We start from the raw sequence: 12,370 nt of genomic DNA on the forward strand, positions 1-12,370 counted from the left end.
CATGCGCGAAGCGCGAGCAACGGCGGCTAACTCGCGGCCCCCCAGGGGCCGCGCTCGAGCGCGCCAGCGCTCCAACAAACACAGCCCCAAACCACCTGGGACAACTCGAACCCCGTCATCCCTTGGACACCCCGTCGTATGCGAACCCGATACTCCGAGTCCCCGGATCAGCAACAGCCAACCGCACACCCACCGTCTCCCCTTCCGGCGGCTCACCCTCGCACCGCGCCAGAATCGGCGGCGCGCTGACGAAGACCTCCGCAGGCCGAGATCCGTCAGCGGCACGCAGAACCACGGCCGAGAAGTCCGTGCCGATACGCGGCGCGAGAACGGTGGCCTCGGTCAGATCGACGCACGCCCGATCGACCTTGTTGGCGACGGAGTCGGTGCGCCGCATCGCCTCGGCGGCACCCTTCAACCCGTCCACAGCCCACTGCGGCACCTCGACGCCAGCGCACAACGCTAGGCAGATCTCGGTCGTGAAGCGGTCGGCCAAGCGCCGCAGCGGGGCTGTCACATGCGCGTACGGAGCCCCGATCGCGCTGTGCGTCAACTGATCCGGCGTCGGATTCTCCAGCTCGGCCGGCAAGGTGTAGCTGGCCCCGCGCAACAATCCGGTGGCTTCCGACATCAACACCAGCGCCGCAGGGGTATTCGCATCGAGCCCGGCGAGCATCCGCCCCACCGGCATTCCCGCGGGCCATTGCACACCAAGGGCCACCGCCGTGCGCCGCATCGATTCGATCGCACTGGCCGGCGGCGGCGGCATCGTGCGCAACAGGCCGACACCCTTGTGCTCCACCATGATTCGCGCCGCGCACATTCCGGTGAGCAGCGACACCTGCTCGTTCCAGTCGTCGGCGGCGGTCCGCGGCTCCAACTGGAGGCGCCAGCCGTCACCGTCGGGAACCACTTCCTGAGCGGGCAACCGCAGCGAGATGGCGCCCTGATCGAGACCCGCCTCGATCCGCAACCGCCCGAATTCCGGGAGCGCCACCAACGACGGGTGCAGCGTGCCGGCATCCGCGGCGGCTTGCACCTGTGCGTAATCGAACCGCTCCCGGGAGCGCACCAACGCGCGCGTCACCGAAAAGCTCAGCGGCACAGCGTCATTGTCTAGTTCGATGGTCCACAGCGCGGCAGGGCGGTCGACACCGGGCAGCAGGCTCGCGGCGCCCTCGGACAGCACAGTCGGATGCAACGGAACATTGCCGTCGGGCAGATAGTAAGTCTGGCCGCGCATTTCGGATTCGGCGGCGAGCGCGCTGCCCGGCACGATCACTGCACCGAGATCGGCGATCGCGTAGTGCAGGGTGAAGCCGGTGGGCGTGCGTTCGATGTGCAGCGCCTGGTCCAGATCCAGCGCGCTGGGCGGATCGATGGTCACGAACTCGATGTCGGTGCGATCGACCCGGGTGCCCGCGAACGCGTCGACCGCGTCGCGGGCATCGGAGACGGCCTCGGCCGGATAGTCCGAGGCCAGTCCGAATTCGGAACGGATGGCGCCGAAGTCGACCGGCGCCGAGACGATCCGCTGGTGCAATTGGAAGTGAGCCGTCCGACCCCGATCCGGCGAACTACCCGTCCTGTGTTCGAAGTCCATTCTCGCAGAGTAGCGACTCTTACTGCAGAGCGAGCATGGTCCCGTTGAGCTGATCGAACGGGCCGTACACGGTGAAGGTGACCCGGCCGTTGGGGACGGCGGAGGACACGGTCGCGGCCGCGTCGAGCGCCTGGCCGAACGAGGCCGCCGACGGATGCGGCAGACCGGCCAGGGTCAGACCGAACCGGTTGTGGTGCACCCAGGCGGTGTCGGCCGGGCTGAGGTCGACCTGAACCCCACCCGCGAGCGGAGTGACCGCGACCGCGCTCGCCGAACCGGCACCCAGCGTGGCGCAAACCGCAGCGGCTCCGGCGATGAGTGCACCGGCGACAATGGAACGAACTACCCGCATGTAAATGTGACCTGCTTCCGCGATCGAATGTGTTGGGCCCGAGGAAGTGGCGAGCCCTGCCGACGGCGATCACTCTATGACCTCGCTCACGTTCCCGACGAGTTCCAGCGCATTTTCACTGTGTCGACACACAAACACAGCGACTTCGCCCGCGATTGTTACTGTGGCGGCGGCGCACTCGGCAACTGCCGCCTCGCGCAGCAATCGACGTCGACAAATGGGAGTTTGCGAACGTATGTCGTGGATTATTTTCGATTACCTGTCGCCACTCGTGGGACCGGACGCGGCCAGCTACTGGGCGCACGTGTTGGCGATCAACCCGCTGTAGCTCACCGCGTCGACACTGAACATGTCGCTTCCCGTTAACCACACGGGAAGCGGCGTGTTTCCTGGAGCGCTAGCATCCCGCTCCGTGAGTAGAACTACCGCCGCCATCGCGGCCAGCGCCACCGTCTTCGCCCTGCTTCTGGCCGGCTGCAGCGACGACTCTTCCTCCGCCGGTTCCCCCGCCACCACCACCGCCGCACCCGCCTTCCAGGTCGAGGCCAGCAAGGCGGGCATGTTCGTGGTGAGCTACCGCAGTGCCTTCCCGAAACTGTCGGAAGGACGCGACGACGCCACCATCGCCGCGGTGCTGAACCATTCCTGCTCCGACCTCAAGGCGGGCAAGTCCGAGGCCGACACCATCGCCACGATCCAGAAGGCGGCCAAGAACGGCGACGTCGCCGCGACCACCGAAGAGGCCACGGCTGTCTACCAGATGTCCAAGATGATGTGCTGAATTCCAGCAAAGCTCGGCGGCGGCTCCCTGTCGGGGAACCGCCGCCTTCGCGTTTCGTGGGCGGGCGAGCCGGCCTGTAAGCCGGATCCTGTCCCCGATTCGCACCGGGGGGCGACCATCCATCTGGACACACCGTTGCCGGGTGCCTCGAGCGGTCCACCCGCAGGCTCGGGCGAGCAGCCCTCGAACACCTGCGCAGCCGCACCGTTGGGCGATGCGACCTTCGACCTTGCTCCGGGCGGGGTTTACCTAGCCGCCCCGGTCACCCGGGGCGCTGGTGCGCTCTTACCGCACCGTTTCACCCTTACCGCACGTGCGTGCGGCGGTCTGTTTTCTGTGGCACTGTCCCGCGGGTCACCCCGGGTTGCCGTTAACAACCGCCCTGCTCTGTGGAGTCCGGACTTTCCTCGGCACCGGGCAGCGACACCGAAGTGTCCGTTCCCGTTACCGCGGTCGCCCGGCCGACTCGCCCGCCGGTACAGAGTACTCGCTACGGTATTGACTCATGGAACGTGTCGACGTCAGTTTCCCTTCGGGTGACCAGCAGTGCGCCGCGTGGCTCTACCTGCCCGACGGTGCGCCTCGATCGCGCCCGTTGGTGATCATGGGACACGGGCTGGGGGCGACCCGCGAGATGGGGTTGGATCGGTATGCGCGGCGGTTCGTCGCCGCGGGAATGGGGGTGCTGGCCTTCGATTACCGGGGTTTCGGTACGAGCGAGGGTGCGCCCCGCCAGGTACTGAGCATCGCGCGCCAGCGTGAGGACTGGAAGGCCGCAATCGCCTACGCACGCAGCATCCGTGGCTTCGACGCCACCCGGATCGCGTTGTGGGGCACCTCGTTCGGTGGTGGGCATGTGCTGGCGGTGGCACCCGACGACGACTACATCGCCGCGGTGGTGGCGCAGGTGCCGTTCACCAGCGGGTGGGCGTCGTCGATGGCGAAGGGCCCGATCAGCATGACCAAGGTCGGTGCCATCGCGTTCACCGATCTGCTCTTCGGCCCGATTCGCCGCAAGCCCGTTCGCATCCGGTTGGCCGGGCGTAAGCGCTCCGCGGCGTTGATGAGCGCCACCGATGTCCCCGAGGGTTACGGTCGCCTCGCCGAGGAGAGCGACACCTATGACCCCAAAGTCGGTGCCCGTGTCGCTTTCTCGACCCTGTTCGACTCCCCCGGCCGCCGCGCCAAGTCGCTGAAGGTTCCCGTCTTCTACGCCATCGCCGAGAACGACTCGATCGCCCCCGCGGGCCCCACCCGCAAGGCCGCCGAACGCACCAAACACGCAGTGGTCAAGCAGTATCCGGTCGGCCACTTCGATGTGTACTTCGACGATGTCTTCGAACAGGTCGTCAAAGATCAAACCGAATTCCTGGTCTCGGTCCTGCGCCCCTGAGGCACCATGGGGTGATGGAACAGATCAGCTCGCGCACGATTTACACCAATCCGTGGATGCGGTTGCGAGAGGACACTGTTCGGCGGGCGGACGGGTCGACCGGGATCTACGGGGTGCTCGACAAGGTCGACTGGGCGCTGGTGATTCCGTTCGACGGCAAAGGTTTTCACCTCGTCGAGCAGTTCCGCTATCCGATGGGGGTGCGGTGCTGGGAGTTCCCCGCGGGGACGCCCGCGCCCGGTACGGCACCGACCCCGACCGAGGTGGCGCACAACGAATTGCGCGAGGAAACCGGTCTGCGCGCCGACACCATGACCCGGCTCGGCGCGCTGGCCACAGCACCGGCCCTGACCAACCAGCGCGGCCACTGCTTCCTGGCCACCGGCCTCACCCCGGGCGAGCCGGACCGCGAACACGAGGAACAGGACATGCGCACCGCCTGGTTCTCCCGCTCCCAGGTGGAGGCGATGATCCTGCGCGGCGACATCGTCGACGCCCACACGGTGGCCGCCTACGGCCTGCTGCTCATGCACGAACGCGGCCTCGGCTGACCCCTTTGTGTGCGATGGGCGACGCGAACACAAAGGGCGCAGCACCTGTATAGTGCTGCGCCCTTTGTAGTTTCGCGGGTGAATCAGATGGGCTGGAAGCCCGCGCCCACGCCGCCCGCGCGGTTGAGCACGTCCAGGATCACCTGGATGGGCTGGAAGTAGGCGGGCGAGTGGATCGGGTTCGCGCCGTTGGTGCACGGCACGTCGAAGTCGACGGGGCCGAGGCCGGTGAGGCGGCCCTGGTTCATGCCGATCAGCCGGTCACCGACCACGACGGGGCCGCCGGAATCACCTGGCTGCGAGCAGTACTGATTGATCGAGGTGCCCTCGAGTTCACCCCACACCACACCGCAGCTGCGACCACTGGTGCGACCGTCCGAGCACACCGTGGCGCCTGCGCCGGGCGCGGCACCGATGCCCGCGACGGTGGTCTGGCCGATGGTTCGCACCGGGATCACCTTCGACGCATCCAGTTGCAGCACAGCGAAATCCAGGTAGTCGCCGTCGTCGGAGTACGCGACGGTGCCGATCACACCCGCGTGCAGCGCCTGCTCGGCGCCGACCCGCGACCCGGTCGGCGCGCAGTGCCCCGCGGTGAGACCGACGAGGCGGCCGGCGCGGTCATGGCCGATGGCCGTGAGCGAACAACCGGAGTTGTTGTCGAAGACAATGCCCGAGGCCGCGCCGAGCACCACGCTCGGATCGGCCGTCACGCTGCCCGCGCCCGCGGACGCGGTGAGCACCCCCGCGATGGCCGCCGCGAACGCCGCCATCCGTAGAAACCTCATCAAGTACCTTTCCTAAGTGGCCGCGATAGTCCCGTCGTCGTCGTTACGTCGACGTCTCAGCCGGGGGTGACCGTACCGTGCCCGGGTGACAGGCGGCTATCTCACAGGTAGGAGGTGTCGTTGACCAGGCGCACCGAAGCGCCACCGTCGGGGTAGAACTCGGCGATACACAGCGACGCGAGGTCGAGGTGCAGGCGGTACAGCAGCGACGGGCCAACGCCCAGCGCCAGCTGCAGCAGGGTTTTGATCGGGGTGACATGACTGACCACCACGACGTTCTGGCCCGGGTACAGCGCCACCAGGTCGCGGCGCACGCCTTCGATGCGTTCACGTACCTGGTCGAAACTCTCGCCGCCGGGAGCGGGGATCGAGGGGTCGCCCAGCCAGTCGCTGTGCAGTTGCGGATCACGTTGGGCGGCTTCGGCGAAGGTGAGACCTTCCCAGTCGCCGAAGTCGGTTTCGGTGAGTCCGTCGAGGATGCGCAGCGGCACGTCCAGCGCGGTCGCGGTGGCTTCGGCAGTGGAGCGGGCGCGCTGCAGCGGGGAGCTGACCACGGCGGCGATATCACCTTTGGCGGCAAGCATTTTCGCGGCGCGGGCGGCTTGCTCACGGCCCAGTTCGGTCAGTGCCGGGTTGCCGCGCCCGGAGTAGCGGCGCTCGACCGACAGCGCGGTTTGGCCGTGGCGTAGCAGCAGCAGGCGGGTCGGCTTGCCGACGGCGCCGGTCCAGCCGGGCGAAACCTGGTTGGTAGCAACCGATTTCGCCGGGGCGCTCGATGCCCCGACTGCATCACCCGGGGCATACCCGGCAGCGACAGCTTCGCGGACAGTGCCGGTGAGCTCACCGTCGTCCATCGCCTCGTTCGCGAGCCGATCAGCGTGCGAGTTCTCCGCGCGCGGAATCCAGGTGAAACTCACCCGATCGAACCCGGCGACCAGCGCCCGCGCTTGCTCGGCGAGCGGAATCATCGAGGCGTGCTTGATCTTCCAGCGTCCCGACATCTGTTCGACGACGAGTTTGGAGTCCATCCGCACCGTGACAACCCGCGCACCCAACTCCGCCGAAGCCGCCAAACCCGCGAGGAGCCCACGGTATTCGGCCACATTGTTGGTGGCGACGCCGATGTACTCCTTGCGTTCGGCGAGTACCCGCACACGATCGGCGGCGAACACCACCGCACCGTAACCGGCCGGGCCGGGATTGCCGCGCGAGCCGCCGTCGGCCTCGACGATCACCTCGCGCATCAGCGCACCGACCCGGTCACAGCCCCGATTCCTTGGTGCGCACCATGATCGCGCTGCATTCCGGGCAGCGCAGCACCGCGTCGGGCGCGGCCTTGGCGATGCGCTGCATCTCGCCACGATCGATCTCGATCCGGCAGGCGCCGCAGCGACGGGCCTGCAGCAGGGCCGCGCCGACACCGTGTGCCGCGCGCTGCTTGTCGTAGACGGCGATCAGCTCGGCCGGGAACAGGCCGATCAGCTCGGCGCGGTCCTTCTCGCAACGCTGCTGTGCCACTTCGAGATCGGCCATCGCCTCGTCGCGCAGACGTTCGGCGTCTTCGAGGTCGGTATCGGCCTTGCTCAACCGCGCACCCGCGTGGTCGTGATCGGCGATCATCGCCTCGCGCTGCTCCATCACGGTCAGCAGCTCGTCCTCGAGCACCGAGCGGCGACGCTCCAGGCTGCCCAGTTCGTGCTGGATCTCGGAGAGCTGCTTGGCGGCGACGGTGCCCGCGGTGAGCATGCCGCGGTCGCGGTCCTCGCGCTTGCGAACCGCCTCGACCTCGCCCTCGAGCTTGCGGATGTCGCGGTCCAGATCGTCGATGCCGATCTCCACCGCCACAGCCGCGTCCTTGTAGCCGTTACGCTCGGCCGCCAGGCGCGTCACTTCCTGCTGTTCCGGCAGGGCGGAACGGCGATGGGCGATGCGCGTCAACTCGGCATCGACTCCTGCGAGCTGCAACAGCTTGGTCTGGACCGACGGTTCGACATTCAACGCGCACGAACTCCTGAACAGTGGATGGATGGATCGATCAACCGTACCGCGCCGCGAGGTGTGATCTCGCCAAGACCCGAAGAGATGGCCGAACGAGGGAACCGAACGGCTTCGAGTTGCGTCCAAGCAGATGTGACCACATCGAACCCGAGAATCGACCTGGTACTGCCCCTGCGACCGCACGTGTTCGACCCGCACGGCGAAGAGCGCCAACTTCAGTTGACGTTGGCCGGGCCGCTGCCCCCGGTATGTCTGGTGCACGGGCGGGCGGCGATCGGCCCGAAAGATCAGATCCTGCGGTTCTGGGGCAAGCCGGGCGCCTACCGCCAGGAAGGTATCGGGCGGCTGCTGTGGGAATTGCCGAAGAGTGCCCTCGGCCAGCTCGTGGTCGATTGCAACGAGCCGCTCGCGATCGTCAAAGCGAAGTGGCCCGAATGTGAGCAGTGCGCGGCGCGGGCCGACGCCCGCATCAAGAAGCTGATCGTCTACTACGTGGGCAGTCTGGCGCCGCTGGGCGTCGGCTTGGGGTTGATGATGACCTTCCCGTCCGCGTTCGCGTGGATCCTGTGCGCGGCCGGAGTCGGGTTCATCGTTCTCGCGGTGATGCTCGGCTCCGTGGTGTTCGCGCGCGCCGACCGCTATCTCGAGGCGGCGCTGGCACCGGATGCGAGCGCGGTCACCGTGCGCGCGCATCCCGACTTCGCCAGGTCGTGGTCCGGGCAGGTGCAATGGTGAAACTCAGCCGCTGACCGTCCACGGATCGGTCCGCAGGGTGCAGACGCGGGTTTCCACGGCGGGGAGCGCGGCGTTGACGAACTGTTCGGCCTGACCGCACCAGGGGAACTCGGTGGCCCAGTGGGCGGCGTCGATGAGGGCGGGGCCGCCGCGGCGCAGGTGTTCGTCGACGGGGTGGTGGCGCAGGTCGGAGGTGAGGTAGGCGTCGACGCCGGCGCGGATGGCCTTGTCGAGGTAGGAGTCACCCGCGCCGCCGCAGACCGCTACCCGTTCGATCATGCGCTCGGGGTCGCCCGCGGCGCGCACGCCCCAGACGGTGCGTGGGAGACCGACGCCGACGCGGGCGGTGAATTCGCGCAGGGTTTCGGGCTCAGGGAGAACGCCGATGCGACCGATGCCGAGTGACGACGGCAGGGGTGCGCGTTCGGTGACGTGGTAGGCGGGTTCCTCGTAGGGGTGGGCGGCGCGCAGGGCGGCCAGGACTGCGAGGCGGGAAGTCGGGGGTGAAACAACCTCGACGGCGTCCTCGGTGACTCGTTCGACCGTGCCGATCGCGCCGATCGCCGGGTTGGCGCCCGCGACCGGGAGGAACTGGCCGGTGCCCGAGGTGTACCAGGCGGCTTCGCGGTAGTCGCCGATCGCGCCCGCGCCCGCGGTGAACAGGGCCGACATCAGCGAGGCGGTGTGGGTCTGCGGCACCTGGATGACCCACTTGTCCACCGAGGCAAGTGGTTTGGGATCGAGCGGGCCGGTGACGGTGAGGCCGACCGCGGCGGCGAGCGCATCGGAGACGCCCGGGTCGGCGGAATCGGCGTTGGTATGGGCGGAGAACAGGGCGCAACCGGATCGGATCAGCCGGTGCAGCAGTGCGCCTTTGGGTGTATCGGCGGCGACCGTGTCGACCCCGCGCAGCAGCAGCGGGTGGTGCACGACCAAAGCCTGTGCGCCCCAGGCGATTGCCTCGTCGACCACGGCGGCGGTGGCGTCGACGGCGAACATCACCTTGCTGGCTTCCTGTGCGGGATCCCCACACACGAGCCCCACCGAATCCCACGATTCGGCCAGTCTCGGCGGATACGCCGCGTCGAGTACCCCGATCAGTTCGGCCAGGTCGGTCACCGCCGCCTCCTTCGTTTCGTGGGAAAGTTCGTCTCGGTGCTCACGTGTCGGTCCACCCGATCACCTTGCCTCGCAAGCATTTCGGAAGGCCGTGGCACCGACCGGCCCGTGCTTGCGCACACAGTCCGACAGTGCCGACTGGACTGACCGACTCCGCGGCATTCGGGGTCGCGGTGGGCGATTCACCACACAGTGCCGCGTTCAGGGCGTCGATCAAGACGTCGACCTCGGCGGCGCCACGTACCGCCACGCGGAGGTGGTCGGGGCCGAGTCCTGGGAAGGTGTCGGCGCGGCGGACCGCGATGCCACGGTCGGCGAGGCGTTTGCGGACGAGTTCGCCGTCAGGAACGCGCAGGAGCAGGAACGGGCCGATGGCCGGGGTGTGGACGTCGAGGCCGAGGGCGGTGAGGCGGTCGATCATGGCGGTGCGGTCGGCGGCGATGCGGTCGGCGTAGCGCCGCGACTGCGCGACGGCCGACGGTTCAGCGGTCGCGATGATCGCCTCGAGTTGGAGGGTGCCGAGTGGCCAGTGGGGGCGACCGTGGGTCAGCCGAGCCAGGACTTCGGGGTCGCCGAGGGCGTAGCCGCAGCGCAGACCGGCCAGTGCCCAGGTCTTGGTCAGGCTGCGGAAAACGAGCACATCGGGCGCCGAGAGACCGGCCAACGACTCCGGTTCGCCCTCGGCTCGACCTCTCACACCGGTGCGGTCATCCGATCCGTGAGCAGTGGCGGTGCCATCCGCCCCGGGGCCACTCGGGATCGATAGACCGCCGTATGGAACCCCATCGCCGGTTCCACCCTCCGCACGGGAGCGCTGGGCAGGCGATCCTCCGGGGGCGTCGGCCGGGCCGGCCGCGTAGACGGAGTCAGCCGCCGACCGTGTCGATGACATTGCAGGCGGGGTGGCCGAGCGGGCGACCACCGCGTCCGCGAACGCTTCATCGATGACCACGATCCGTCCCGGCCGCCGCAGTGCCTGGATCGTCGCGGCCGGATGCAGGATCGAGGTCGGGTTGGTGGGGTTGCCGAGGACCACGAGGTCGGCTTCGTCGGGGACCAGAGTGGGGTCGAGGGTGTACGGGCGGTCCAGGATCACGCGGGTGACCGGGACATCTGCCTCGCGCAGCGCCAGTTCCGGTTCGGTGAAGGACGGGTGGATGACGGCGGCAAGGCGGGGGGCGAGGCGGGGCAGCATCGCGAAGCCTTCGGCAGCACCTGCCAGCAGCAAGACCTCGTCGGGCGAGCGCGCGTGGCGGGCGGCGACGGCGGCGCGGGCGGCGTGTTCGTCGGCGGCGCTCGGGTAGCGGCCGAGGTCGGTGAGCCGGGCGGCGAGGCGTTCGCGCAGCCAGCGGGGTGGGGCGATGCCCTGGACGTTCACCGCGAAGTCGACCATGCCCGGCCGGGCTTCCACGTCGCCGTGGTGGCGCAGCATCGCGGGGTCGACGGAGTCGGAGAACACAAGTGAACACCCTACGTGGCGGCGACGGCGCGGCACCGGCGACAATGGGTCGCGTGGAACCGTTGCACGTGACCTTCATCTGCACAGGCAACATCTGCCGCTCGCCGATGGCCGCGAAGATGTTCGAGGCGCACCTCTACCGAGCCGGTCTCGCGCACCGGGTGCGGGTGAGCAGTGCGGGCACCGGCTCGTGGCACGTCGGCGATCCGGCCGACCCGCGTACCGAGGCCACCCTGCGCCGCGCCGGCTACCCGACCGAACACGTCGCGGCGACCTTCGGCCCCGAGCACAGCGACGCCGACCTGATCGTCACCTTGGACACCGGCCACGACCGCGAGCTCGCGCACCGCGGCGTCCCCGCCGACCAGCGCGGGCTCCTGCGCAGCTTCGACCCCGCCGCCGACGGCCGCGACGTTCCCGACCCGTATTACGGCGACCAGTCCGACTTCGACCTGGTCCGCGACCAGATCGAGGCCGCCATCCCCGGCCTGCTCGACTGGGTCCGCGCCGAACTCGACGCCCGCAACCCCGCCGAAGTGCCCCGATGATGCGCAAACTCACCTTCCTGCTGCGCCCCAGCTGGCTGATCCTGGCGGTGATCGTGGCCGCGTTCGCCTACCTGTGCTTCACCGTCCTCGCCCCCTGGCAGCTCGGCAAGAACGACAGCACCGAACACCGCAACCAGCTGATCGCCGACTCCGTGCAGGCCGACCCCGTGACCGTCACCGACGTCCTCGACGGCGACGCGGGCTCACACACCGAATGGCGCAAGGTCACCGCGACCGGCGCCTTCGTCCCCGAGTCCACCGTCCTGGTCCGCCTACGCCACCTCGACGGCGCCCCCGGCTACGCGGTCCTGGCCGCCTTCCGCCTCGACGACGGCCGCACCCTCCTGGTCGACCGAGGCCTGGTCGCCTCCGTGGACGGCACCCGCCCACCCGCCGTCCCCGATCCGCCGGCGGGCCCACAAAGCATCGAAGCCCGAGTCCGAGCCTCCGAAGGCGTTGTCCCCGACAAACTCCCGACCACCCAAGACGGCTTCCGCCAGGTGTACACAGTCGACACCGCCCAGGAATCCACCGTCCTCGGCACCGAACTGACCCCCATCCCCACCGGCACCGACAAGGGTGGCTACCTCCAGCTGGCCGAAGGCCAACCCGGCGCCTTCAAGCCCACCCCCCTCCCCCAACTGGACGCAGGCCCCTACCTCTCCTACGGCCTCCAATGGCTGGCCTTCGGCCTGATGGCCCCCCTCGGCCTCGGCTATTTCGTAGTAGCCGAACTCCGAGCCCGCCGCCGAGACCGCACCGAATCGCCCCCCACCGAACCCACCACCGAAGCCCGCCTAGCCGACCGCTACGGCCGCAACTGACCTTCCCACCCACGCCGCACACCCGAACCCCACAGCCCTACCGCACCCCCAACCACACCACACACCCCAGATCCGCCATGACCGCACACCCCAACCCCCACCTGCGACCCCTAGGGAGCAGCGGCCACGCAGTGGCCGGTCGCGGCCGGGTCGCCGGTTAGCCGCCCGGGGAGCGGCGGCCGGAGAGGAAGCCCCCGGGGCGATCCGGCCGGCCCGTGG

The 12,370-nt window shown here is 68.9% G+C and carries 13 protein-coding genes and 1 other RNA gene; 6 read left to right on the forward strand and 8 right to left on the reverse strand.

What is annotated here, in order from left to right; translation table 11 throughout:
• Nucleotides 1-115 precede the first annotated feature (115 nt).
• Together ACFW6D_RS31285 and ACFW6D_RS31290 are read right to left on the reverse strand one after the other, a co-directional pair.
• Entirely contained in the window at nucleotides 116-1,603 is a 1,488-nt protein-coding gene (locus ACFW6D_RS31285; protein WP_379334106.1) for an RNB domain-containing ribonuclease, read from the reverse strand.
• 19 nt (nucleotides 1,604-1,622) lie between these two features.
• Nucleotides 1,623-1,955, reverse strand: coding sequence for a hypothetical protein (locus ACFW6D_RS31290; protein ID WP_379334107.1), 333 nt, complete (start codon nucleotides 1,953-1,955; stop codon nucleotides 1,623-1,625).
• Between the two features lie 412 nt (nucleotides 1,956-2,367).
• Between ACFW6D_RS31290 and ACFW6D_RS31295 the strand changes: the two genes are divergently transcribed.
• Complete coding sequence (locus tag ACFW6D_RS31295) at nucleotides 2,368-2,736, forward strand: hypothetical protein (protein ID WP_379334109.1); 369 nt, start codon at nucleotides 2,368-2,370, stop codon at nucleotides 2,734-2,736.
• A gap of 61 nt (nucleotides 2,737-2,797) precedes the next feature.
• Here ACFW6D_RS31295 and rnpB read toward each other — a convergent pair.
• Nucleotides 2,798-3,205: RNase P RNA component class A (gene rnpB, locus ACFW6D_RS31300), an RNA gene on the reverse strand.
• Nucleotides 3,206-3,241: 36 nt separating this feature from the next.
• Here rnpB and ACFW6D_RS31305 point away from each other — a divergent pair.
• Together ACFW6D_RS31305 and ACFW6D_RS31310 are read left to right on the forward strand one after the other, a co-directional pair.
• Nucleotides 3,242-4,129: an alpha/beta hydrolase gene (locus tag ACFW6D_RS31305; protein ID WP_379334111.1), complete on the forward strand. Its 888-nt coding sequence runs from the start codon at nucleotides 3,242-3,244 to the stop codon at nucleotides 4,127-4,129.
• A gap of 14 nt (nucleotides 4,130-4,143) precedes the next feature.
• Entirely contained in the window at nucleotides 4,144-4,680 is a 537-nt protein-coding gene (locus ACFW6D_RS31310) for an NUDIX domain-containing protein (RefSeq protein WP_379334113.1), read from the forward strand.
• A gap of 83 nt (nucleotides 4,681-4,763) precedes the next feature.
• Here ACFW6D_RS31310 and ACFW6D_RS31315 read toward each other — a convergent pair whose 3' ends face one another.
• From ACFW6D_RS31315 to ACFW6D_RS31325, 3 genes are all read right to left on the reverse strand, one after another.
• Nucleotides 4,764-5,468, reverse strand: coding sequence for a hypothetical protein (locus ACFW6D_RS31315; protein ID WP_379334115.1), 705 nt, complete (start codon nucleotides 5,466-5,468; stop codon nucleotides 4,764-4,766).
• 101 nt (nucleotides 5,469-5,569) lie between these two features.
• Entirely contained in the window at nucleotides 5,570-6,712 is a 1,143-nt protein-coding gene (locus tag ACFW6D_RS31320; protein WP_379334117.1) for a bifunctional RNase H/acid phosphatase, read from the reverse strand.
• A 16-nt stretch (nucleotides 6,713-6,728) separates the two neighbouring features.
• A complete protein-coding gene (locus tag ACFW6D_RS31325; protein ID WP_379239052.1) occupies nucleotides 6,729-7,466 on the reverse strand; it encodes a zinc ribbon domain-containing protein in 738 nt (245 codons plus the stop codon).
• Between the two features lie 132 nt (nucleotides 7,467-7,598).
• Here ACFW6D_RS31325 and ACFW6D_RS31330 point away from each other — a divergent pair, with 132 nt between their 5' ends.
• On the forward strand, nucleotides 7,599-8,201 hold the full coding sequence (locus ACFW6D_RS31330; protein WP_379334119.1) for a hypothetical protein: 603 nt from the start codon (nucleotides 7,599-7,601) through the stop codon (nucleotides 8,199-8,201).
• Between the two features lie 3 nt (nucleotides 8,202-8,204).
• Here the strand turns inward: ACFW6D_RS31330 and ACFW6D_RS31335 are convergent, their stop codons facing one another.
• On the reverse strand, nucleotides 8,205-9,320 hold the full coding sequence (locus ACFW6D_RS31335) for a Nif3-like dinuclear metal center hexameric protein (RefSeq protein WP_379334121.1): 1,116 nt from the start codon (nucleotides 9,318-9,320) through the stop codon (nucleotides 8,205-8,207).
• A gap of 40 nt (nucleotides 9,321-9,360) precedes the next feature.
• Complete coding sequence (locus ACFW6D_RS31340; RefSeq protein WP_379334123.1) at nucleotides 9,361-10,779, reverse strand: pyridoxal phosphate-dependent aminotransferase; 1,419 nt, start codon at nucleotides 10,777-10,779, stop codon at nucleotides 9,361-9,363.
• A gap of 44 nt (nucleotides 10,780-10,823) precedes the next feature.
• Here ACFW6D_RS31340 and ACFW6D_RS31345 point away from each other — a divergent pair, with 44 nt between their 5' ends.
• On the forward strand, nucleotides 10,824-11,327 hold the full coding sequence (locus ACFW6D_RS31345; RefSeq protein ID WP_379334125.1) for a low molecular weight protein-tyrosine-phosphatase: 504 nt from the start codon (nucleotides 10,824-10,826) through the stop codon (nucleotides 11,325-11,327).
• Nucleotides 11,327-12,151: an SURF1 family protein gene (locus ACFW6D_RS31350; RefSeq protein WP_379334127.1), complete on the forward strand. Its 825-nt coding sequence runs from the start codon at nucleotides 11,327-11,329 to the stop codon at nucleotides 12,149-12,151. Before ACFW6D_RS31345 ends, ACFW6D_RS31350 begins: the two co-directional genes overlap by 1 nt.
• Nucleotides 12,152-12,370: the final 219 nt, after the last annotated feature.

Source organism: Nocardia sp. NPDC058705, from assembly GCF_042749305.1.
Taxonomy (GTDB): domain Bacteria; phylum Actinomycetota; class Actinomycetes; order Mycobacteriales; family Mycobacteriaceae; genus Nocardia.